The 22,673-nt window shown below is 70.3% G+C and carries 22 protein-coding genes and 1 tRNA gene; 14 read left to right on the top strand and 9 right to left on the bottom strand.

What is annotated here, in order from left to right:
• Positions 1-41: 41 nt before the first annotated feature.
• Complete coding sequence (locus AC1DWC_RS08665; protein WP_477907215.1) at positions 42-833, top strand: ABC transporter; 792 nt, start codon at positions 42-44, stop codon at positions 831-833.
• On the opposite strand, the gene AC1DWC_RS08660 is transcribed toward AC1DWC_RS08665, so the two are convergent.
• The 5 genes from AC1DWC_RS08660 to AC1DWC_RS08640 all read right to left on the bottom strand — a co-directional run bounded on the left by AC1DWC_RS08660 (position 830) and on the right by AC1DWC_RS08640 (position 4,075).
• Positions 830-1,552, bottom strand: a complete 723-nt coding sequence (locus tag AC1DWC_RS08660) for a dienelactone hydrolase family protein (RefSeq protein ID WP_477907213.1) — start codon at positions 1,550-1,552, stop codon at positions 830-832. The two genes, AC1DWC_RS08665 and AC1DWC_RS08660, sit on opposite strands and share 4 nt — an antisense overlap.
• 79 nt (positions 1,553-1,631) lie before the next feature.
• The gene (locus tag AC1DWC_RS08655; RefSeq protein WP_477907211.1) at positions 1,632-2,051 is read right to left on the bottom strand and encodes a tail fiber domain-containing protein; all 420 of its coding nucleotides are present in this window, start codon (positions 2,049-2,051) and stop codon (positions 1,632-1,634) included.
• A gap of 11 nt (positions 2,052-2,062) precedes the next feature.
• Positions 2,063-2,224: a hypothetical protein gene (locus tag AC1DWC_RS08650; RefSeq protein WP_169888124.1), complete on the bottom strand. Its 162-nt coding sequence runs from the start codon at positions 2,222-2,224 to the stop codon at positions 2,063-2,065.
• A gap of 496 nt (positions 2,225-2,720) precedes the next feature.
• A tRNA-Thr gene (locus tag AC1DWC_RS08645) sits at positions 2,721-2,795 on the bottom strand.
• Positions 2,796-2,878: 83 nt separating this feature from the next.
• On the bottom strand, positions 2,879-4,075 hold the full coding sequence (locus AC1DWC_RS08640) for a serine hydrolase domain-containing protein (RefSeq protein ID WP_477907587.1): 1,197 nt from the start codon (positions 4,073-4,075) through the stop codon (positions 2,879-2,881).
• Between the two features lie 248 nt (positions 4,076-4,323).
• On the opposite strand from AC1DWC_RS08640, the gene AC1DWC_RS08635 reads away from it, so the two are divergent.
• The 10 genes from AC1DWC_RS08635 to AC1DWC_RS08590 all read left to right on the top strand — a co-directional run bounded on the left by AC1DWC_RS08635 (position 4,324) and on the right by AC1DWC_RS08590 (position 14,310).
• Complete coding sequence (locus AC1DWC_RS08635) at positions 4,324-5,517, top strand: sensor histidine kinase (protein WP_477907208.1); 1,194 nt, start codon at positions 4,324-4,326, stop codon at positions 5,515-5,517.
• Complete coding sequence (locus tag AC1DWC_RS08630) at positions 5,514-6,179, top strand: response regulator (protein WP_477907206.1); 666 nt, start codon at positions 5,514-5,516, stop codon at positions 6,177-6,179. The genes AC1DWC_RS08635 and AC1DWC_RS08630 overlap by 4 nt, the downstream gene beginning before the upstream one ends.
• A 155-nt stretch (positions 6,180-6,334) precedes the next feature.
• Positions 6,335-7,144: an FAD binding domain-containing protein gene (locus tag AC1DWC_RS08625; RefSeq protein ID WP_477907204.1), complete on the top strand. Its 810-nt coding sequence runs from the start codon at positions 6,335-6,337 to the stop codon at positions 7,142-7,144.
• Between the two features lie 14 nt (positions 7,145-7,158).
• Positions 7,159-9,885: a molybdopterin-dependent oxidoreductase gene (locus AC1DWC_RS08620; RefSeq protein ID WP_477907203.1), complete on the top strand. Its 2,727-nt coding sequence runs from the start codon at positions 7,159-7,161 to the stop codon at positions 9,883-9,885.
• 9 nt (positions 9,886-9,894) lie between these two features.
• On the top strand, positions 9,895-10,866 hold the full coding sequence (locus AC1DWC_RS08615; RefSeq protein ID WP_477907201.1) for an antibiotic biosynthesis monooxygenase: 972 nt from the start codon (positions 9,895-9,897) through the stop codon (positions 10,864-10,866).
• The gene (locus tag AC1DWC_RS08610; protein ID WP_477907199.1) at positions 10,863-11,975 is read left to right on the top strand and encodes an XdhC family protein; all 1,113 of its coding nucleotides are present in this window, start codon (positions 10,863-10,865) and stop codon (positions 11,973-11,975) included. The genes AC1DWC_RS08615 and AC1DWC_RS08610 overlap by 4 nt, the downstream gene beginning before the upstream one ends.
• Positions 11,972-12,523: a nucleotidyltransferase family protein gene (locus AC1DWC_RS08605; RefSeq protein WP_477907197.1), complete on the top strand. Its 552-nt coding sequence runs from the start codon at positions 11,972-11,974 to the stop codon at positions 12,521-12,523. The genes AC1DWC_RS08610 and AC1DWC_RS08605 overlap by 4 nt, the downstream gene beginning before the upstream one ends.
• A gap of 175 nt (positions 12,524-12,698) precedes the next feature.
• Entirely contained in the window at positions 12,699-13,289 is a 591-nt protein-coding gene (locus AC1DWC_RS08600) for a PepSY domain-containing protein (protein WP_477907195.1), read from the top strand.
• 34 nt (positions 13,290-13,323) lie between these two features.
• Positions 13,324-13,731, top strand: coding sequence for a nuclear transport factor 2 family protein (locus AC1DWC_RS08595; RefSeq protein ID WP_477907193.1), 408 nt, complete (start codon positions 13,324-13,326; stop codon positions 13,729-13,731).
• Positions 13,732-13,773: 42 nt separating this feature from the next.
• Entirely contained in the window at positions 13,774-14,310 is a 537-nt protein-coding gene (locus AC1DWC_RS08590; protein WP_477907191.1) for a hypothetical protein, read from the top strand.
• A gap of 19 nt (positions 14,311-14,329) precedes the next feature.
• Here AC1DWC_RS08590 and AC1DWC_RS08585 read toward each other — a convergent pair whose 3' ends face one another.
• A complete protein-coding gene (locus AC1DWC_RS08585; protein ID WP_477907189.1) occupies positions 14,330-14,743 on the bottom strand; it encodes a VOC family protein in 414 nt (137 codons plus the stop codon).
• 94 nt (positions 14,744-14,837) lie between these two features.
• On the opposite strand from AC1DWC_RS08585, the gene AC1DWC_RS08580 reads away from it, so the two are divergent.
• Complete coding sequence (locus AC1DWC_RS08580) at positions 14,838-15,788, top strand: helix-turn-helix transcriptional regulator (RefSeq protein WP_477907188.1); 951 nt, start codon at positions 14,838-14,840, stop codon at positions 15,786-15,788.
• Between the two features lie 66 nt (positions 15,789-15,854).
• Here the strand turns inward: AC1DWC_RS08580 and AC1DWC_RS08575 are convergent, their stop codons facing one another.
• On the bottom strand, positions 15,855-19,043 hold the full coding sequence (locus AC1DWC_RS08575) for a multicopper oxidase family protein (protein WP_477907186.1): 3,189 nt from the start codon (positions 19,041-19,043) through the stop codon (positions 15,855-15,857).
• A 168-nt stretch (positions 19,044-19,211) separates the two neighbouring features.
• On the opposite strand from AC1DWC_RS08575, the gene AC1DWC_RS08570 reads away from it, so the two are divergent.
• Both AC1DWC_RS08570 and AC1DWC_RS08565 read left to right on the top strand, forming a co-directional pair.
• Positions 19,212-19,586 (top strand): nuclear transport factor 2 family protein, encoded by a 375-nt coding sequence (locus AC1DWC_RS08570; RefSeq protein ID WP_477907184.1) that lies wholly within the window; start codon positions 19,212-19,214, stop codon positions 19,584-19,586.
• Between the two features lies 1 nt (position 19,587).
• Entirely contained in the window at positions 19,588-21,033 is a 1,446-nt protein-coding gene (locus AC1DWC_RS08565; RefSeq protein WP_477907182.1) for a threonine/serine exporter family protein, read from the top strand.
• Here the strand turns inward: AC1DWC_RS08565 and AC1DWC_RS08560 are convergent, their stop codons facing one another.
• Positions 21,034-21,267, bottom strand: coding sequence for an MbtH family protein (locus AC1DWC_RS08560; RefSeq protein ID WP_072843117.1), 234 nt, complete (start codon positions 21,265-21,267; stop codon positions 21,034-21,036).
• The gene (locus tag AC1DWC_RS08555; protein WP_477907180.1) at positions 21,264-22,628 is read right to left on the bottom strand and encodes a lysine N(6)-hydroxylase/L-ornithine N(5)-oxygenase family protein; all 1,365 of its coding nucleotides are present in this window, start codon (positions 22,626-22,628) and stop codon (positions 21,264-21,266) included. The genes AC1DWC_RS08560 and AC1DWC_RS08555 overlap by 4 nt, the downstream gene beginning before the upstream one ends.
• Positions 22,629-22,673 lie beyond the last annotated feature (45 nt).

The raw sequence follows: 22,673 nt of genomic DNA, 5'->3' as shown, positions 1-22,673 counted from the left end.
GGGGCCCGAATTGTCCATCGGCACCGGGCTACAGTTACCGCATGAACCTGGTGGCGCTCGTCACACTGCCGGCCCGAGTGAGTCTCTCGCTCGCCGACTCGGCGCTCGGCGTTGCCGAGACCGCGCTCAGCGCCGCACGGCTGATGTTGTCGGCGTCATCGGGCGGCGGGGCGTCCTCGGCCAACCCGTCGGGCCCGTTGAAGCTGCTGCAGCAGGTCGCCGAACTGGCCTCCGACCAGCGACCGCTGGGCCAGGCGATGCGGCCCGGCGGTCCGCTGGACCGGCTGCTCGAACCGGGCGGCGTGGTCGACCGGCTGACCGCCCCCGGCGGCACCCTCGAGCGGATCATCGAGCCCGGCGGGCCGCTCGAGCGGGTGCTCGCCACCGGCGGGCCGGTCGACCGACTGCTCGACGAGGACGGCCCGGTCGAGCGCCTGCTCGCCCCCGGAGGCCTGCTCGACCGGCTCACCGCGGAGGACGGCCCGCTCGAACGGCTCACCGCCAGCGCCGGACCGCTCGAAACCCTCACCAAGGAGGGCGGCCTCATCGACCGTGCGCTCGAGGAGGGCGGCATCCTCGAGACACTGCTCGCCGAGGACGGCGCCGTCGAACGCATCATCGCCGAGGGCGGCCCACTGGACCAGATCGTGTCGCTGTCGGAGACGCTGGCGGCCCTGGCCCCGAACCTGGAGAAGATGGGCGACAGCATCGAACTGCTCCGCGAGACGGTCGGGGTGCTCAGCTCAGCGGTCGGGCCGCTCGGCGACCTCGCCGGCCGGCTGCCCGGGCGGTGGCTCAAGGGCGGCCGCGCCAACGGGACCGAGCTGACCTAGCTGCCGGGTTCCGCCGGCGGCGACGGCAGGTGCGCGTCGAGGAAGGCGAAGACCCGGCGCCAGGCGTCCTCGGACTGCTCGGCGCCGTAGCCCATCCCGACGACCCGCAGCAGCGGCGCCGCGGGCCCGACCGGGAACTGGTTCGCGAAACTGTGGCCGACGCCGGGGTAGGTCGCCACGTCGTGCGGCACGTCCAGGCGCTCGAGCGCGGCGGTCAGCTTCGGCCCGGCGCCGCGCAGGACCGGGTCGCGGGCACCGAAGCTCGCGACGATCGGGCAGGCCCCGCCGAGCGCCTCGTCGAGATGCCGGGGCAGCGGCCCGTAGAACGGTGCCGCGGCGTCGAAACCCTTGGGCGCCATGACCAGCGCGAAACCTCCGCCCATGCAGAAGCCCACCACGGCGACCGCCCCGTCGCAGTCCGGTCGGGCGAGCAGCATCTCGCGGGCGGCGTTCAGGTCGTCGATCGACCGGCCGTGACGCCGGATCAGCTCCCGGAAGGTCCGCGTCACGCAGCGGACCATGCCGCCACGCGAGTAGAGGTCGGGCGCGACGGTCAGGTAGCCGCGGTCGGCAATCCGGCGGGCGATGCCCCGGATGTCGCGGCTCAGCCCCAGCGCGTCGTGCACCACCACCACGCCGGGCCACGGACCGGCCCCCGCCGGAACCTCGAGCACCGCGCCGATCGGCCCGCCGGGTGCGTCGATCGTTGTCTCAGGCATCACGGGTCTCGGGCATCTCGCTCCTTCACCGAAAGGCGGTGTCCGACAGAGGATAGTGCCCGAATCCGCTTTCCGCGGCTCAAGGCTCCCGGTCGACGGCCCCGGGCGGCTCGGCACGCAACTCGGCCAGTTCGGTCTCGACCGCGACGAGACGTCGGTAGAGCGCCTGGACGCTGGCCAGGCAGACGCCGTTCGCGTCGACGACCGCGATGGTGCGATCGCTCGACCCCAGCCCGAAGGTGTCGGCGAAGTCCTGCGCCATCGGACCGAGGTGCCGCACCGAGTCGTGGTCGAAGCGGTAGGTCCACACGCTGACGGGCAGGGTCGCCAACCGCTCGAGGACCTCGTTCGCGCCGACGGGGACGGGCCGGGCACCCGTGACCCCACGCCTGTGGGTCAGGTGCGAGTGCAGCCAGGCCAGCGGGTGCCGTGCGAGGGCGGCACCCGAATCTCGGTCGGCGTCCTCACCACGATCGGGGAGGATCGCCGCATCGGTCACCACGTACCCGGTCAGGGTTCGAGCGGGCGAATGTGATGCTTGGCCTTCACGTCACTGAGCAGGATTCCGACGCCGGCACCGAGCAGTCCGATTCCGACACCAACCGCCGCGCCGGCAAGCCCGAGTCCGATGCCGACCGCGGCACCGCCGAGTCCGATCACGAGTCCCAGCATGATTCCTCCAGAGATACCGTCGGGACAGATGCGGAACGACCTCGACGGGTTGCTCCGCAAGAGTGGAGCACTGTCCACGCTCGTCCTCCCACCTGCCGAATGCAACAGACCGGGGCCGGGAAATGCCCGACGGCCGATTCTCGGCAGATGTGCACGACTCGGAGAGTGTCGAACACCGACCGGCGACGGCGCCCACCGAACCCGCCGCCCGGGCACCCCCGGATAGTTGGACGTCCGTATAGTGGCTGGTCAAAGCGATTTACGCTATCGTCACCGACTGCACCGCCCGCCTCCTGCACGGGCGGTGCAGCCCCGGCTGGTCCAGCCCTCTCTGCGGCCCGCCGGGGCCTCAGACTAACTCCGCCGCCCCGCCCGTGCGAGGCCAAGAATTGACCGCTCGGCGTCCCGCTCCCGGCCGCGTTCGACCGCCGAGTGGCCACCGGAAACGACGAAAACGGGCGCCCCAGCATTTCTACTGGCAGACGCCCGTTTCCGGTGGAGCCTCCTGTCGGGATTGAACCGACGACCTTTCGCTTACAAGGCGAGTGCTCTACCACTGAGCTAAGGAGGCGGACAAAGCGCGCCCATCATATCTGGCCGCCTCCGAGGCCCCGAAACCGACAGCGCGAATGCGCGCCTGGCCGGCTACCGGACCTATCCGCTCAACGTGTAGAGGTGATCGGGACTGATCACCTCGGTGATCGCGGTGGCGAGGACACCGCTCGACCCGGTGTCCAGCGTGTCGACGTCCGAGTTGATCAGAATGACCATGGTCAGATCCTTCTCCGGCAGGTACACGACGACGCTCTTGTAGCCGGGCAGGCTCCCGTTGTGCCCGATCCATCCCTGCACATCGAAGACCCCGAGGCCATACCCGACGCCATCAATCTCCTGAGCCGGCAGCATCTGCAATCGCTGCCGCTGGGTATCCGCGTCGAGCAGGTCGCCCTTGAACAGCGCGTGCGCCCAGGTCCGCAGATCGTCGAGCGTCGAGATCATCGAACCGGCCGCCCACCCCCACGACGGATTCCAATCGGTCGCGACCCCGAGCGTCTCGTCCTTCGTCTGCGTCGTGTAACCCTGAGCGTGCGGCTCCGGAAAAGCGTTCGACGTGGGAAAGTTGGTGTCCTTCATCCCCAGCGGCTCAAGGATCTTCCCCTTGATGACGTTCGTCAGCGAGTCCCCCGATACCTTCTCGACGACCATCCCCAGCAGGATGAAGTTGGTGTTGGAGTATTCAAGCCGGTCACCCGGCTCGAAATGCAGCGGGTCGCCCTTGACGTATCCCACCAGCTGCCCCGGGCTGAAATCCCCCTTGGGGTCGGCAAGGAAATCGGTGACGAACTGTTCGGCGTACGTGTAGTCGGCCAGCCCGCTTCGCATGCCCGCCAGGTGGCGCAGGGTGATTCTGTCGCCCTCGGTCACACCGTCGACGTACTTCGAGATCGGATCATCGAGTCCGACCTTGCCCTCATCGACCAGCTGCAGCAGAGCCGTCGCGGTGAAAGTCTTGGTCACGCTACCTATCCGGCTGTAGAAGTCGGTCTTCATGGGAGCACCGGTCGCGGTGTCCGCCGTCCCCGTCGCTCTGACATAGCTGCCGTTCGGTCCCCACACGCCCACGATCGCGCCCGGTACCCCGGTCTTACTGACCGCCTCCGCTATTGCCGAGTCCAGCTTCGCGGTCGTCGCCTGATCCATCTGCACGCCGGCGGGCGCCGAGGACTCCGAGACAACCGATGCGGAGCCCTCACCCGTGCCACCACATCCGGTGGCCCCGACCGCCACCACGAGCGCCCCCACGACGGCGCACAGGGCCCTCCTCGAACGCAATTCACAATTGATCGACATCGACCTGCCCTCCCGATCCAGCGCATCCACCCTGGACGCCGACCCAGTAGAGCAGTTGAATTCACTAAAACCGATACAGGACTACGTATTTCAGAAAGATCGCGACCTGCGGCGTACATGCGCATAGGCCTTGGGGCATACCCGACAGGCCCCGATTGTGTCCGCTCGGACGATGCAAAGACGGGCATAGTGGTTCTAGCGTCGATCGAGTCGGAGTCACCGAGGCGATAGAGGGGGCACACGCGACAATGACCACCATGCGTTGCCTCCGCCCGGCGGAACATCTCGATGACCGCTCGTCGGCCCGCTGGGCCTTTGATGCGATCGTCGCGGCGCTGGCGGTGGCGGTGGCGATGCCCGACCTGTTCCACGACGGCGAGGGCCCGCCCTGGGTCGCGATCGCGGTCTTGGTCGTCGTGCTTGCCCCGCTGACGATCCGGCGCATCTTTCCGATCCCGGTATTCACCTGGGTCCTGATCAGCGCGGTCGCCGTCGGGCTCTGGAACGACAATCTCGCCGCCGACCTGGGCCTGCTCATCGCGCTCTACACCGTCGCCGCGGCGCAATCGCGACTGGAGGCGCTTGCGGCGGCGGCCGTCCTCGAATTCGCCATGATCGTCGCCACCGTCCGCAGCACTGACGGCAGTTGGTGGCACGCCTCGATCCTCGTGTCGGGCCTGGTCGGTACCGCACTCGGGCTCGGACTGTACGCATCGACGCGGCGCGCATACCTCGCCGAACTCCGCGATCGCGCGGTGCGTTTGGAACACGAGCGCGACCAGCAGGGCGAGCTGGCCGCGGCCGCTGAACGCGCGCGGATCAGCCGCGAGATGCACGACATCGTCGCGCACCACCTGACCGTCATGGTTGCCCTCAGCGAGGGTGCGGTCGCCGCGAGCGCAACCTCGCCCGAACGCGGGATCGAGGTGATGCGCACTGTGTCCGCCACCGGCCGACAGGCACTGGCCGACACCAGGAGGCTGCTCGGAGTCCTGCGCGAGAACGAGACCGGGAACCCCGGGGATGACGCGCTCACGCCCGTCCCGGACCTGGCCGAACTCGACGTGCTCATCGCCCGGGTGCGTGACGCAGGACTGCCGACCTCACTCGAGGTGCACGGGAACGCCACCGACCTACCCGCCACCATCCAGCTGACGGTCTATCGGCTGGTGCAAGAGGCGCTCACCAACACCCTCAAACACGGCGGCCAGGGCACCCGCGCCTCGGTGCGCCTGCGGTACCTGCCCGGCGAGATCCGGGTGGACGTCGAGGACGACGGTGCCGGGGCGGCCGCGACGACGCCGTCCGGCGGGGGCGGCGGCCTGATCGGCATGCGGGAGCGAGTCCACACATATGGCGGCATATTGCGGTCCGGTCCGAGGGGGCCCCGCGGTTGGCGGGTCTCCGCGCGGCTTCGCTTGGACGAAGGAGAGAGCACGTGATTCGTGTGCTGTTGGTCGACGATCAATCCCTGCTGCGAATGGGATTTCGGCTGATCCTGGAGGCCGAGTCCGATATCGAGGTGGTCGGCGAGGCCGGGGACGGCGCGGCCGGGGTCCGGATGGCGGCGGCCCTCGAACCGGACGTCGTGATGATGGACGTCCGGATGCCTGCCATGGACGGCATCGCGGCCACCGCCGCCATTCTCGACGCCCAGCCCGCCTCCAAGATCCTGATCCTCACCACCTTCGATGTCGACCAGTACCTCTATGCCGGCCTGAAGGCCGGTGCCAGCGGGTTTCTGCTCAAGGACGCGCCCCCAACGGCTCTACTCGCCGCGATTCGCACGGTGGCCGACGGGGAGGCCGTGCTCGCTCCGACCGCGACCCGACGCCTGATCGACCAGTTCATGCCGCTTCTGCCCGAACCGGACCGGCAGGCCCGGCGCGACACGGTGCTCAACGCGCTCACCGACCGGGAGCGGACGGTGTTCGCCGGGCTCGCGGCAGGCCGGTCGAATCGCGAGATCGCGGGCGACCTGCAGGTGTCCGAGGGCACCGTGAAAATCCATGTGGGACGAATTCTGTCGAAGCTGGACCTGCGTGACCGGGTGCAGGCCGTGGTGCTCGCATACGAATCGGGCCTGATCACCCCGGGAAACTGAGCACCGCCACGCCAGGCGCGCCATACGGAGACCCACCCGGCCGGACCAGCCATACGAGGCCGCACGAATATGCCTCCCGGCGCCCCAAACGCCGACCCGCGCGGACCCGGTCGGCGTATGTTTGGCACGACACATTCCCTGACGGGAGCGGTCCCATGGATCTCAACACCATCAGCGATGTCGTGCGGCGACCACCCGACCGCCCCGGCGCGGACTGGCGCGACGGCGATGCCTGGCTGGCCGGGGGAACCTGGCTGTTCTCCGTTCCGCAGCCCGAACTGCGCAGGCTGGTGGACCTCACCGCACTCGGCTGGGACGCCCTCGTGCCGAGCGAGTCCGGCTTGGAGATCGGCGCGACGTGCACGGTACGTGATCTGTACGACCTTGCGCCGCAGAGTGATTGGCGGGCCGGCCCGCTGCTGAGGACGAGCTGCGAGGCGTTCCTGGCCTCGTTCAAGGTGTGGAACTCGGCGACCGTGGGCGGTAACATCTGCATGTCGCTGCCCGCGGGCCCGATGATCACGATGACCGTGGCACTCGAGGCGACCTACACGCTGTGGGCGCCCGACGGATCGCAGCGCATCGTCGACGCGGCCGACTTCGTCACCGGCGACCACCGGAATGTGCTGGCGCCCGGCGAGGTTCTGCGCCGCATCGACATCCCGGCCACCGCGCTGCGCAAACGCCACACCCACCGCCGCTTCACCCTCACCCGGCTGGGGCGCTCCACCCTGTTCATGATCGCCACCCAGACCCCCGGCACCGCCGACCTCGCCCTCACCATCACGGCGGGCACCACGCGCCCGGTGCGCCTGCAGTTCGAGACCGTGCCGGACACCGAGACGATGCGGCGCAGCATCGACTCCCTCCCCGACGACCTGTGGTTCGACGACCCGAACGGCACCCCCGAGCACCGCCACCACCTCGCGCGGCACTTCGCCGAGGAGATCCGCATCGAGCTCTAGTCGGGAGACCGGTCATGACGTACACCGTCAACGGCAAGACCTTCGACGAGGAGCCGCGCCCCGGCCAGTGCCTGCGGACGCACTTGCGGGAACTCGGCCACCACGGGGTCAAGAAGGGTTGCGACGCAGGCGATTGCGGCGCCTGCACGGTGTGGCTCGACGGCGATCCGGTACACAGCTGCATCACCCCCGCGTTCCGCGCGGMCGGCCGCGCGGTGACGACGATCGAGGGCCTGGGCACTCCCGAGAATCTGCATCCGATGCAACGACAGTTCCGCGATGCCCCTGGCTTCCAGTGCGGCTTCTGCACCGCCGGCATGGTCATGACCTGCGCGAGCCTCACCGACGAGCAGAAGGCGGACCTGCCGCGCGCACTCAAGGGAAACCTCTGCCGCTGCACCGGCTACCGGTCGATCGAGGACGCCGTGCACGGGGTCGCCGCGATCGAGGTCGCGGAGCCCGGCCGTGCCGTCGGCACCAGCGTCGGCGCCCCGGCCGCCACCGACGTGGTGACCGGCCGCGCCGAGTTCACCATGGACACCCAGATCGAGGGCCTGCTGCACCTGAAGGTGCTGCACTCGCCGCACGCGCACGCCCGCATCGTCTCGATCGACAAGTCCGCGGCGCTCGCGGTGCCCGGCGTGCACCGCGTCTACACCTGGGAGGACGTGCCGCGGAAGCGCTTCACCACCGCGATCCACACCGACCACCTCGTCGACCCGGACGACACCTACATCCTCGACGACACGGTGCGCTTCGTCGGGCAGCGGGTGGTCGCGGTGCTGGCCGACACCGTCGCGGCCGCGGAGGAGGGCTGCCGCCGGGTGGTCGTCGAGTACCACGTGCTGCCCGCGGTGTTCGACCCCGAGCAGGCGATGGCCCACGGCGCGCCCGCGCTGCACGGCTCGCACGACCCGTTCGTGCGGGACCCCGTGCACAACGTCCTGCTCGAACTGCACGGGCACGTCGGCGACGTCGAAGCCGGGTTTGCCGAGGCCGACGTCGTCCACGAGGGCACCTACTCCTCCCCGCGCGTGCAGCACGCGCACCTGGAGACGCACGGGTCCATCGCGTGGATGGAGGAGGGCCGCCTGCACGTGCGGACCAGCTCCCAGTCGCCCTCGATCGCGAAGGTCAAGCTGGCCCACCTGTTCGCCCTGCGCCCCGACCAGCTGCGGGTGTTCTGCATGCGGGTCGGCGGCGGGTTCGGCGGCAAGCAGGAGGTGATCTCCGAGGACCTGGTGGCCCTCGCCGCGCTGGACACCGGGCGCCCGGTCTGCCTGGAGTTCACCAGGGAGGAGGAGTTCACGACGGCCTCGCCCCGGCACCCGATGAAGCTGACGGTCACCCTCGGCGCGAAGGCCGACGGCACCCTCACCGCGATGAAGATCCGCTGCGTCTCCAACACCGGCGCCTACGGAAACCACGGCGGCGAGACGCTGTTCGCGGGCGGGGCGGCGGTCTCCATCTACCGCTGCGCCAACAAGAAGTACGACGCGTACTCCGTGTACACGAACACCGTGCCGAGCGGCGCACTGCGCGGGTACGGCATGACCCAGCCCGCGTTCGCGGTGGAGTCCGCGATGCACGAGCTGGCGGTCGCGCTCGGCATGGACCCGCTCGAGCTGCGACGCCGCAACATCGTGCGCCCCGGCGACTCGCTCGTCGCGTTCGAGGACGGGCCCGACGACGTCGTGTTCGCGGAGGACGGGCTCGGGAAGTGCATCGACCTGGTCGACGAGGCGCTGCGGGCCGGCGGTCCCGAGCCACCGGCCGGCGACGACTGGCTCGTCGGGACCGGCGCCGCGAGCTCGCTGCACGAGACCGCTCCCCCGACCGAGCATGTCTCCGAGGCCTGGGTGACCCTCGGCGACGACGGTGTCTACGAGCTCGCCGTCGGCACCGTCGAGTTCGGCGAGGGCACCTCCACCGCACACGTGCAGATCGCGGCGAACCAACTGGGGACCACGCCGTCGCGGGTGCGTCTGGTCCAGTCCGACACCGACCGAACGGGTTTCGACACCGGCGCGTTCGCCAGCGCGGGCCTGTTCGTCGCGGGCACCGCGGTGCTGCGGGCGGCGGACGCCCTGCGCGACCGGATCCTCGCCTTCGCGGCCGCGCGGGCCGGCGTCGCCGCCGCCTCCTGCGCGATGGACGACGACGGCGTCGTCTGCGGCGGCACCCGCCTGTCGCTGGCCGAACTGGTGGAGGCGGGCCGCAGGCGCGGCATCCGGTTCGCGGCGGCGCGCAAGGCGTACGGGTCGCCGCGCAGCGTCGTGTCCAACACGCACGGATTCCGCATCGCCGTGCACCGGGTGACGGGCGAGGTCCGGATCCTGCGCAGCGTCCACGCCACCGACGCCGGGGTGGCGATCAACCCGGCGCAGGTGCGGGGCCAGGTGGAGGGCGGCGTCGCGCAGGGCATCGGGTTCGCGCTGACGGAGAACTTCCACGTCGACGGCGGCGGCAACATGGTCAACCCGAACCTGCGCAACTACCGCATCCCCACCTACGCCGACGTGCCCCGCACCGAGGTGCTGCTGGTCGAGTCGGCGGACTCCGTCGGGCCGATGCGCGCGAAGGGCATGGCTGAGTGCTGCATCAACCCGGTCGCGCCGGCGCTCGCCAACGCCCTCGAGAACGCGACCGGGGTGCGCTACCGGGCGCTGCCGCTCACCCCCGAGCGCATCTACGGCCGACTGGCCGGGGCGCCGGCCCACCGCCCGCCGGCGCAACCGTAGGAGAGTGCGATGACGGCCGAGGAACGCGTCCGCGACACCGCAACGGTGATCATCGGGCAGCGGGTGCGACCGGGCTTCGAGTCGGAGTTCAAGGCCTGGCAGGAGGAGATCAACGTCGCCGCGTCGCACTACGCCGGCTTCCTCGGCGCCCAGATCGCCGCGCCCACCGCCGTGCAACCCGACTGGGTGGTGGTCTACCGCTTCGACTCCGTCGCCAACGTGCAGGCCTGGATCAACAGCGCCACCCGCCAGGCCTGGCTCGACCGGGGGCAGCAGTACCTCGACGGCCCCGCGACGCAGCAGGTGATCACCGGCGGATCCCGGCCGACGGACCAACTGGTGACGGTCGTCGTGACCCACCGCGTGGCGCCCGACAACATCGACGCCTTCCTCGAGTGGCAGAACCGGATGCGGCTGGCGGAGTGCAAGTTCGAGGGCTTTCGTGGCAGCGAACTGTTCCGCCCCATCGAGGGGATCCAGGACGAGTGGACCGCGCTCTACCGCTACGACAACGCCGCGAACCTCTTCACGTGGCTCACCTCCGACAAGCGGCAGCAGCTCCTGGCCGAGGGCGAGCGGTTCCACGAGTTCGCCTCCCGCACCGTCGACAACTCCTTCGGCAGCTGGTTCGCGTTCGACGAGAAGGGAAACGAGGCACCGCCGCCGTCGGACACCAAGACGTCCGTCGCCGTCTGGGTGGGCCTCTACCCCAGTGTCGTTCTGCTCACCCTCGCGCTGTCGCCGCTGAAGATGCCGCTCTGGCTCGGGCTGCTCGTCGGAAACCTGTTGTCCAGCTTTGCGATGACCTTCGTGACGATGCCGTACTACGTGAACCGACTGCTGAGGCGCTGGCTGCGACCGCCCCCGGACGTGCCGGAGGCGAGGACGAACCTCCGCGGGGCCGCGATCGTCGCGGCGGCCACCACGTTCTGGGTGGTCGTCTTCTACCTGGTGACCAGGCAGTTCTGGACGCTGCCGTGACGACGCGCGAGGTCCTGCAGCAGGTCGCCGCCTGGCAGGCGGCCGGAACCGACTGCGCCCTCGCGACAATCGCCTGCACGTCGGGGTCTACCCCCCGCCCGGTCGGCACCGTCATGGCGGTCGCGCGGGACGGTGTGGTGGCCGGGAGCATCTCCGTCGGCTGCGTCGAGAGCGACCTGTTCCACACCGCCGTCGAGGTGATGGACACCGGGCGGCCCGTCGTCCGCCGGTACGCCGTCGGCGACGACGAGTTCGGCGGGGCGGACCTGATGTGCGGCGGATCGATGGCGGTGCTGGTGCAGCCGGCCGGGCCCGGCGCACTCCCGGGTCTCGCGCTGGCGGCCGACGCGGTCGCGGCAGGGCGGCCGGTCGCATGCGGGACGGTCGTCTCCCGCGGCCCCCGTCTGGGCGGGACGGTGGTCGTCACCGCCGAGTCCTGCGCCGGGTCCTGCGGCGATCCGCTCCTGGACGCCGCGGTCGTGGCCCGGGCCAGGACCCACCTCGACGCCGGTACCGCCACCACCGTGCGGCTGGGCGAGAACGGCGAGTGTACGGAAAACTGCCTGGCCGTGCTGATCTCGTCGGTCACCCCGCCGCCGCGGATGCTGGTGTTCGGGGCCATGGAGTTCGCACACGCGCTCACCCGGGCCGCGAAGACGCTCGGGTACTCGGTGACCCTGTGCGACGCCCGCCCGGTGTTCGCGACCAGGGAGCGGTTCCCGGAGGCCGACGAGGTGGTGGTCATGTGGCCACACCAGTACCTCGGGCAGGCGCCGGTCAGCCCTTCGACGGCGATCTGCGTCCTCACCCACGACCCGAGGTTCGACGTGCCGGTTCTGACGGTCGCGCTGCGGTCCGGTGCCGGCTACGTGGGCGCGATGGGCAGCCGCCGCAGCCATCTCGACCGGGTGGACCGACTCCGCGCGGCCGGTGTCACCGACGCCGAACTTGCCCGCCTGTCCGCACCGATCGGCCTCGACCTGGGCGCCCAGACCCCGGAGGAGACCGCCGTCTCCATCCTCGCGGAGATCATCGCACTGCGCCGGGGCGGCTCCGGGCGCCGGCTCGGCGGGCTGACCGGCCCGATCCACGGCCGGGGCGCGTCGTGAGCGAGGTGCTGGGCCTGCTCCTCGCCGCGGGCGCGGGCAGGCGGTACGGGTCACCCAAAGTCCTGGCACACCAGGGACGCTGGCTTCAGCTTGCCGTCGACGCGCTTCGCGGCGGCGGCTGTGGGCGGGTCCTGGTGGCGCTCGGCGCCGCCGATGTGCCGCTGCCCGAGGGCGCCGAGGCCGTGTACGCGAGGCGCTGGGCCGACGGGATGGGCGAGTCACTGCGCGCCGGGCTGACCGCGGCCGCCGGGGACCCCGACGCGCGGTACCTGGCCGTGCACCTGGTCGACCTGCCGGACGTCGACGGTCGCGTCGTGGCACGGGTGATCCGGGCCGCGGATCGGGCGCCGAGCGGGCTCGCCCGAGCATTCTTCGGCGAGCGCCCCGGCCATCCCGTCGTCGCGGCCCGGACACACTGGGGGCCGTTGCGCGACAGCGCCGCCGGCGACGACGGCGGCCGGGAGTACCTCAGACGCCAGGGCGAACTGCTCGTCCGGGTGCGGTGCGATGACCTCGCCTCGGGGAGGGACCAGGACACTCCCCGCTGAGAAGCCGCCCACCGCTTCGACCCGTCGCCAACGCCCCGGGTCGCGGCGGCGACAGCCCCTGCACGGAACTCGTTTGCTGCCGAATACTAATGGTGGACAACGACACTCGGATCCACGAGCCGCTGCGTATCGTGTTGAGCAGGTTCACGCCGTCGATGGAATCGAGGACCCCGCAATGACCACGAGAATTGTGAAAGGTGCGAGCCTGATCCCCATTGCCGCGGCTTCGCTACTGCTGTTGGCGGGATGCGGCTCGAATGACGACGAGGCTCCCCCGGCCTCGACAAGCACCGCCATGGCGTCAATGTCCATGCCCCCGGGCACCGGCACGGCGGCGATGCCCACGATCAGCAAGGAACAGGCCGAACAGACCGCCCTCACGACCGTCCCCGGCGGCACCGTCGCCTCGTCCAATCTCGAGCAGGACAACGGAAGAACGGTGTGGCACGTCCACATCCGCGACGCCGGCGGCCGGGACTACGACGTGGACGTCGACGCCGCCAGCGGCGCGGTGGTACCCGAGAGCGACGACCGGGACGACGAGAGCTCCACGCCGCCCGTCGTGCCGCCCGCCGGTGTGACGGTCCCCAAGGAACAGGCCGAGCAGACCGCCGTCGCCACCGTTCCCGGTGGCACGGTCATCGCGTCCGAGATCGAGCAGGACAACGGAAAGACGGTGTGGCACGTCCACATCCGCAACACCCAGGGCTGGGACTACGACGTGAACGTCGACGCCGCCAGCGGCGCCGTGGTGCCCGACAACTGAGTGGCACTGCCCGACGCGAGGGAGGGAGCACTCCATGGACGACGACCTGATCGCGGGTGCCGGGGCGGAACTCGTCGCGATCTGCGACGACTGGTACGAGGCGATCGTCTCCAACGATGCCGAACGAATTGCCGCCTTCATGGCGGACGACTGGGTGATCGTCTCCGAGTCGGGGATCTCACCGAAGTCGCAGTTCCTGGGCTTCGTCAGATCGGGCGAGTTGACCCATTCCGCCATGGACCGGGCCGGCGGGGCGAGGGTCCGGGTCTACGGTGACACCGCGGTGTTCACGGCGCGGGTGACGAACACCGCGCACTACGGGGGCCAACGCTTCGAGGCCGACGAATGGACGTCGGACATGTTCGTCCGACGCGACGACCGTTGGCTGTGCGTGCTGACCCACATCACGGCGGCTCGCGTGCCGGCGGAGGGTGAGCAGTGACGCCGCCTCACGCGAGCTCGACATCTACCGGAGGCTGACGCCATGCGCCGCACAGCAATTCGTCGTTCGGCCGTCGCCCGCATCGCGGCATCCGTGGCCGCGCTCGCCCTCCCGCTCTGCGCGTCCGCCGCGGCGACGGCCAACCCGCCTCCGGTACCGGCGACGACCACGGTGTTCCAGGTCCCGGTGCGGTTCCTCGTGGGATGCGTGGGCAGTACGTTCCCGTGCTGGAACCTGCCGCCGCTGACGACCGTGACGCCGTCGGCGACGACGGGTGTATCCGGTGAGGTGACCTTCGCGACGGAGCGGGCTCCGGACTGGACCTACTGCTTCGACATGGCGGTGAACTGGCGGAACCTGACCACCGGCGCCGCCGGCACCACCACGCTCCGGATCGTGGAGCGGGACTACACCCGGGACCCCGCACCGGAGGATTGGTGCCGATACGCCCCCGCAACGGCGGTCACCGGCAGCGGCACGGTCGCCGCGATCGCCGCCGTCGACACGGTCGTCCCGTACGGCATGTGGGGGTACAAGATTCTGGTCAACCCGGGGCTCGGGACCTTTCAGGTCCCCTAGTGCCTCGGTGGCGTTCGCCTCACGACTCCTTCGCACCGAGGACGTCGAGGTAGTGCTGGTTGTACATCACCCCGAGGATGTTGCCGAACGGGTCGACGACGGAGGCGGTGACGAATCCTGGTCCGCGTTCGACCGGCTTGTCGTGCACGGTGGCGCCGAGCGACAGCAGCCGCTCGAAGCTCGCGTCGACGTCGTCCACGTGCCAGTAGGTCACCTGGCCGGCGGCCTGCTCCGATCGGGCGTGCGGCGCGAACCGGGCGTCGACGATGCCGAGCTCGTGCTGGAAGTCGCCGATGCGAAACTCGACGTACGCGGTGTGCCCGTCGATCTCGCGGGCGAAGTACGGCTCGATGCCGAGCACCTCGGTGTACCAGTCCTTGGCGGCCGCGACATCGTCGGCGAAGAAGCTGACGGTGGTGAGTCCTCGCAACATCGGTGGTTCCTTCCCTCGTTCGGTTGGTGACAGGACCCATCTTTCCGACCAAAGTGCTCACCAACTGAGCACTTTTACGGGGAAACTGAAAAACATGCGCGCAGACCGACTCGTCGCCAGCCTCCTGCTCATGCAGGCCCGCGGCCGGGTGACGGCCGCCGAGCTCGCCGACGAGCTCGAGGTGTCCGTGGCCACCGCGCGCCGCGACCTGGAGGCGCTGTCGAGCGCCGGCATCCCGGTGTACCCGCAGGCCGGACGCGGCGGCGGCTGGTCACTCGTCGGCGGCGCCCGCACCGACCTGTCCGGCCTGTCCGCCACCGAGGCGCAGGCCCTGTTCCTGCTCGTCGGCCCGGCCGCGGCGGTGTCGGGCGAGGCCAAGGCAGCACTGCGCAAACTGGTGCGCGCGTTGCCACAGACGTTCCGGGCCGAGGCCGAGGCGGCGGCGGAGGCCGTCATGATCGACCCGACCCGCTGGGGCGAGCGCAACCGTGACCGCCCGGAGGTGGTGGAGCTGTTGCAGAACGCCGTGGTCCGCCGGCGAAAGGTCCGTCTGGTCTACGTCAGCGGTGCCCGGGAACGCAGCGAACGCCTCGTCGAGCCGTGGGGTCTGGTCGACAAGGACGACACCTGGTACCTGATCGCCGGGACCGATCGCGGTCGGCGCACCTTCCGGGTGGACCGGATCGCGGAGGCCGAGACCACCGACCAGCCCGCCGACCGGCCCGACGACTTCGAACTGGCCGCCGCCTGGGAGGAGGTCACCGGGAAGATGGAGGAGCGGCGCTCGGCCACCTGGGCGACCGTGCTGATCGAACCGAGGAACGCATCGATCCTGCGCGACCACTTCGGCCGCCACTGCCACCGCGACGGCGAGGACGACGACGGCCGCGCCCGGATCCGCCTGGCCGCGCCCACGGCCCTGGACATCGCCCGCAACCTCGCGGGCTGGGGAGACGCGGTCGAGGTGCTCGAGCCGCAGTCGGTGCGCGCCGAGCTGGCGCGGATCGGCGCGGAGCTGGCCGGTCGGTACGCCGGCGGACCCTGACGCGTCGGCCAGCGGCGAGTCACGCCGCCGCGCCGAGGACTGCCGCCAGGTCCCTTGTTGTCGAAACTACCGGCCGCCCAACGGAACCGACCCCGCTGCTCCCGGCAGCGCAGCCAGCGCACCGACGACAGTCGGCACCACCGTCGTCGCCTGCGGGTCCGCCCGGCCGAGCGCGATCTTGCGCACCTCGGCGCCGGCCGCACCCATGCCGCTGACCAGCAGGTCCGCGCCGGTGGTGGTGCTGGTGACGGCCACCCGCACCCCGCCGCCCGCGAACGGCTCGAACGAGGCGATCTGCCGGAAATCCACTGCGCCCGAGTGGTGGTCCGGGCTCTCGGTGTACATCCCCGGCTCGCCGTCGAGGCGCGACCCGCTCGACCAGGCCCGCACCGTGCCCGACCCGCCGACCATGCCGGTGACGATGCTCTTCGCGCCGCCCTCGGCGCCGGCCACCCAGCCCGTCGCGAGCGAGACACCCCCGGTGTACCCCTCGTCGAAGGCCAGGAACTCCGACGTCATCGTCGGCTCGCCCGGGCCGACGCCGGCAGCGCCGTGCCCGCCGTGTGAGCCGTGCCCGCCCCTCGCCGACGCGGCGGCGGTCGGCTGGAACAGGTCGTAGCGGAACGTCTTCACCCACGGCGCCTCCCCCGGCCCCGGCGCGGTGACGATGCTGGCCCGTCCCGAGGCGGTGTCGACCAGACCGGTGGCGACCGTGAACCCGGCCTCGGATCCCGGGTAGGGCGCGAAGCTCGCGAACACCTCCGGCGCCGTTCCCCGCTCCGCCGGCAGCGTCGATGAGAACACCTTCACCAGCGACGGGGCGCCCGGGCCGGTACCCACGATGACATTGTCGGCCAAGGCGTTCGCGTCGATGTCCGCACCGGCCACGGTCACCCCGCCACGGAAGTCGGCGTCGAACGGCGCGAACCGCGCCAGCTCGGCGGTGAACGGTCCGACGGCGCGGTCGGCGCGGTCGGCGCCGTCGTAGACCACCACCTCCGGGGCCACGCCCGCACCGGTCCCGGCCACGAGGTCGAGCACCATGTCGCCGTTGACGTCGGCCATCGCCACCGTCGGGGTTCCCTCGAAGGACGGGAACGGCGTCACGGCGGCAATCACGTTGTCGCCGTTGCCGTCGTGCACCCGCACCGTCGCGGGGGTGCCCGGCGACCCCGGCACCGCGACCGCGTACGTGGACACCTCCGGGATCACGCTGACGAGGGCCATCAGCCCGTTGTCCTCGTGGTTGAGGCGGTGGCAGTGGATCACGAAGGTGCCGGTGTACTCGGTGAACTTGGTGCGCAGCGTCACCGAGGCCGGCTCGAGCGCGGCCTCGTTCTCGTCGGTCACCGGCGCGGGCACGTTCACGTTGTCCATGCCCCACGGCTGCACCCCGGTCCTCGTGCCCGCCACCGGGTCCACGACCTCCATCACCTGAAAGTCGTTGACGTGGATGTGCATCGGGTGTTCGTCGTTGTTGAGGTTGGTGATCGTCCACTCCTCCACCGAGTTCAGCCGGGGCTGGATCAGCGGGATGTTCGGGAAGGTGTTGTCGTCGAACTCGTAGGTGAATGCCTTCGGGTCGCTCGTGCTGGCCTTCTCGTTGCCGAAGCCGCCCGAGACCGTGAGCGTGCGCTTCACGTCCGGCGTCATCACCGAGGTGTCCACGAAAGACGTGTAGGCGTCGAGGTTCTGGCCGGGCTCGAACGCCGTCGTCCGTCCCTGGCCGCTGCCTGGGGTCGCGTGCAGCAGCGTCTGGGTGGGAAAGGTGAAGAAGCCGTCGGCGTAGCTGATCACCGACGGGTCCACGGTCACCGTGCCCAGCACCGCGGGCGGGTCGTCGGTGCCGTTGTTGGTGTAGAGCACGCCCGGGTTGGTGACGGGCTCGGCCCCTTCCAGTGGCGGTATGTCGAGGACGAGGTCGCCAACCTTCGGCATCGTCACCGCGATCGCGAACCGCGACCCGGGCGGGACGACGAGCCGGGTGCCGTCGCCGCCGACCGGCGGCTCCACCCGGGTGAAGGGATTGCCGTCCTGCCCGACGACCGCGAACGTCGGGTGGTTGCCGGTGGCCGTCTCGGTGAGACGCAGTGGCATGTAGGCGAAGTCGCTGATGTTCGCCAGCACCCAGATCTCCGTCTGGCCGGGATCGAGTTTCAGCTCCGGCTGGAACTGTCCGTTCACCGTATACTGCACGTCGCGCTCGGTCTCGGGCAGCGACGGGTCCGCCGGGACGGTCGTCGAATCGCTCGTGAAGGTCTGCAGGTTGCCCGGCACGAACTGGTTCTGCCCACGGTGGTTGGCCGGCGAGAGTGGTCCGCTGTACCAGTTGGTGACGTACCGGGAGCCCTCCGTCGCCTCCGCGAAGTTCACCGGGGCCAGGCTCGGCCGGTAGCTGCCGTCGGCGAGCTGCGAGTCCGTCGGCGGTGTCAGCGTGCTCACGTACTGCGGCCAGTTCGGGTCGTTGAGTTGGTGGCTGCCGCCCTTGCGGTCGAAGACGAAGTTGTACTGCAACGCCATGTCGCGGATCGGGATGTCGTGCTGTGTGACCAGCGGCAGGTTGCCGTCGGGCCGCCCGATCTCGAGGAGGCCGGCGAGCCCCAGGTAGGTCTGCTGGGCGGTGAGCGTGTGGCGGTGACTGTGGTACCAGTACATGCCGTTCGGCATGTCCGTCGGCACCGCGTAGTCGTAGACGTTGCCCATCCCGGCCGGGATGTCGAGCAGGACGTTGTCGGCGTTGCCGTCGGGGCTCACGTGCAGCCCGTGGGTGTGCAGGTTCAGCGGCGCGGACGCCAGCGTGGGCGGGTAGATCGGCACCTCGCCGCCGGCGGGGGTGAAGGCCGGGTCGTAGAAGTCCTCGATCGTCAGGTCCTGCAGGTCGTTGTCGTAGTGGATGATCAGGCGCTCGCCCGGGTCGACCCGCAACGTCGGCGCGGGGTAGATGTCGTCCCCCCTCGTCGAGCCGTCCGACGCCGTGCCCCTGATCACCTCGTACCCGAAGAGCAGGAAGTTCGAGACCGGCGCCGCGGCGGTGTCGAGCGCGACCGTGCCCTGGTGGGCCGACAGTCGCACCTCGAGGACGCCGTCGCTGCTCGACAGCCGGACCGGCTCCCGGTACGCGACCGGGGCGCCGCCGGCGCCGGCGTTGCCGCCCGACCGGGGCGCCGGGCCCGAGGTGCACCCCGCGAGGACCAGCAGTAACGCCGCGAACAGGCATGCGAGGACGGTGACCGGTCTCCCACGATTCGCGACCATCGCCGCTACTCCGTTCGACGAACACCGCACACGGCGGCGCACGGGCGTCGTCGCCTTCGCAGCATAGATCCCCGACCGACGGGAGGTCATCCGATCTCGGCCGGAGCCCGACGCGCGAGGGCGGTCCACAGCCACCCTCAACCGACGGAAACGGCTAGCGTTGCAGGCATGAGCACCTCCGAGATCGCCACGGTCCTTGCGTGGCACGATGCGCTGAACGACTCCGACCTCGACACCCTCCTCGCGCTGTCCAGTGACGACGTGGAGATCGGCGATCCGACGGGCGCCCGCCAGGGGCTGTCCGCGCTGCGCGACTGGGCTTCGACCGCGGGACTCACCCTGAACCCGGGGCGGATGTTCGTCTACGAGGGCGTGGTGGTCGTCGAGGAAGAGGCAACCCTCGCCTCCAATCCCGGCGAGACATCGACCTCGGCGGCCGCCTTCCGCGTGGTTCACGACCAGGTGACGTCGATGTTCCACCACGTAGACCTCGAATCCGCTTTCGCAGCAACCGATCTCAGCGAGCAGGACGCGGTGTCCTGACGTGCGGGCGTTGCGCCCGAGGGACGTGTTCGCCTGGCTGAACCGGCTGATCGGCGAGGAACGGTCGGTGGTCGACGCGCCCACCGCCGCACCCGCGCCGCTGCAGCCGGTCGACCTCACCGACGACGCCCAGGTGGCCGAGGTGCTCGACATCGCGGTGCGCTCGGGCGAGGTGCTGCTGGCGTCGGGCACCTCGGCGATCGACACCACTGCGCAGGTGCAGTTCGTGGCGTCCACCTACGGCCTGGCCCGCTGCGACGTCGACGTCACCTACAACTCGATCCGCATCAGCGCCTATCGCGGCCCGACCATGCCGCCCGCCACCAGCATGCGCATCGTGCACTACCGCTCCCTCGACTTCACCCGCCTGGCCGCGGTCGACGCGCTCACCCGCCGGCTGCGCACCGAGGCGGTGAGCCCCAGCGAGGCGCACGACGCGCTCACCACGATCAACGACGCCCCGCACCCCTACAACCGCTGGACGGCGACCTTCGCCTGGGCCTCGATGGCGGCATCGGCGTCCGTCCTCCTCGGCGGCGGGGTCCTGGTCGCGATCGTCAGCTTCCTCACCACGATGGTCATCGACCGGGTCAACCGGATGCTCAACGGGATCGGGCTGCCGTTCTTCTACCAGCACGTGGTCGGCGGGCTGATCGCCGCCGCGCCGGCCAGCCTGCTCTACACCTTCCGAGAGCAACTGGGCATCAGCATCCGTCCGTCGCTGGTCATCGCCGCCGGGGTGATCGTGCTGCTGTCGGGGTTGTCCCTGGTGGGGTCGGTCCAGGACGCCATCACCGGCGCCCCGATCACCGCGGTCGCCCGCTTCTTCGAGGTGTTGATGATGACCGGCGGCATCATCGCCGGTGTCGCGCTGTCGCTGCGGATGGCGGCCGCGCTGGGCTCGACGCTGCCGCTGACCACCGCGCCGGAGACGCCGGCCTTCGCGCAGGCCTCGATCCGGGTGGTCGCCGGCGCCTTCACGTCGCTGTTCTTCGCGGTGGCCTGCTACGCGGAGCGGCGGGCGCTGACGGCGGCCGGTCTCGGCGGCGCCGCGGGGATCCTGGTGTACTCGCTGAGCCAGACCATCGACATCGGGACGGTGGTCGGATCGGCGATCGCGGCGACGGTCGTCGGCTTCGTCGGTGGCCTGATGGCGCGGCGGGCGTTGACACCGCCGCAGGTGATCGCGGTCGCGGGGATCACCCCGCTGCTTCCCGGTCTCTCGCTCTACCGGGGTCTGTACTCGTTGCTGAACAACCAGCTGCTGCTGGGGCTGAGCGCTTTGCTCTCCGCCTTCGGAATCGGCGTCGCGCTGGCCGCGGGCGTCACGCTCGGCGAATGGGGAGCCCGGACGCTGCGGCGGCCGCGGATACTCGGCCGGACAGGCTCGCTCCGGCGCCCGACGCTGCGTCCCCGCAGGCCGGGCGGCCAGGAGCGAACTGCCTGACTAGTTGTTGCCGGCAGCCTTGTCCTTCTCCATGGCCTCACGCAGGCTCTTGGGCCGCATGTCGGTCCAGTTCTTCTCGACGTACTCGACGCATGCCTGACGGCTGTCCTCGCCGAACACCACACGCCACCCCTGCGGCACGTCAGAGAAGGTCGGCCACAGCGAATGCTGGTCCTCGTCGTTCACGAGGACGTAGAAACGGCCGTCTTCGTCGTCAAAGGGATTGGTGCTCATCTGGCCTCGCTTGTCGCAAACTCGTTCTTCGAATGATCCACCAGCGTGGAAACCCCGACACTATCAAGATCGAGGCCAGCGGTTCGATTTTGCAGCAGGGAAGTAAGAATTTCTCCCGAACGGACTGCCACATTGGACAGCAGCGACGCCGTCAGCCCGTGTGTCTTCTCGGTCCCGCCCTGCAAGTAGATGCCGCCGCGCACGTCCGGGGAGGTCACCAGCCGGTAGTCCCGCTCCACCTCGGCCACGACGCCGTCGGCCGGGGCCAGGTCGCCGATCACGCTGCTCAGCGGGGTCGGCGTGAAGCCGGTCGCCAGCACCACCGCGTCGCACATCAGGGTGTCGGTGAGGTCGTCGAGGCGGCTGCGGACGCTGACCTCGATGCCGTCGGGTCCGTCCACCACGCGTGAGATCTCCGAGGCCCGTCGCATGAACAGGCGCCGCTTTCCGCGCACCAGTTCCTGGTACTCGGTGGTGTACAGCTCGTTGATCAGCTCGATGTCGACCACCGAGTAGTTGGTGCTCCGGTGCAGCTCGAGCACCCGCTCGCGTTCCTGGCGCTCGGCGCCGTGCAGCTCGTCGACGGTGGACGGGTCGAAGATCCGGTTCGCGTACGGGCTGTCGTCCGCCGGGCTGTAGCCGTAACGGGAGAACACGCTGTGGACCTCGGCCTGCGGGTAGTGCCGGTGCAGGTACTGCACCACCTCCGCGGCGCTCTGGCCGGCGCCGAGCACCACGAAGCGCTGGTGCACCAGCTCCGGCAGCTCCTCGATCCGGAACAGGAACTGGTGGTTGTGGAAGCACCGAGGCGACGGGGTGGCCCAGTCCGGGATCTGCTCCTGGAGCCCGGCGCCGACCGCGAGGTTGCGGGTGCGCACCGTCCGGCCGTCCGCGGTCTCCACCTCGAACTCGTCGACGGCCCCGTCGGCGCCCCGTACGCCGCCCACCCGGGTCACCGTGGCGCCGTAGTGCACGTCTGCGTCCACCCGCTCCGCCGCCCACCGGAGGTAGTCGTTGAACTCGTGCCGGGTCGGGAAGAAGGTCTGGTGGTTGACGAAGTCCACCAGCCGGCCCTTGTCGAACAGGTAGGAGAAGAAGCTGAAGGTGCTCGCCGGGTTCCGGAACGTCACCAGGTCCTTGGGGAAGGCGATCTGCATGGTGGCGCCGTCGAGCAACATGCCGGGGTGCCAGCGGAAGGTGTCCTGCCGCTCCAGGAAGCGGGCCTCCACCCGCTCGCCGGGGGCGCACGTCGCGTTGTGCTCCTCGATGGCGATGGCCAGGGCCAGATTGGACGGGCCGAACCCGACGCCGACCAGGTCGAGCGGCCGGGACGGGCCGTCCGCGGCGTGTGTCGGTTCCATGGCTGCCATCCATCCTCGCCGGTACGGCCGGCGGCTTCGGTACGT

This window comes from Rhodococcus sp. P4_C10, from assembly GCF_056402135.1.
The sequence above is the reverse complement of the archived record's forward strand: the minus strand, read 5'-3'. Positions and strand labels throughout refer to the sequence as shown.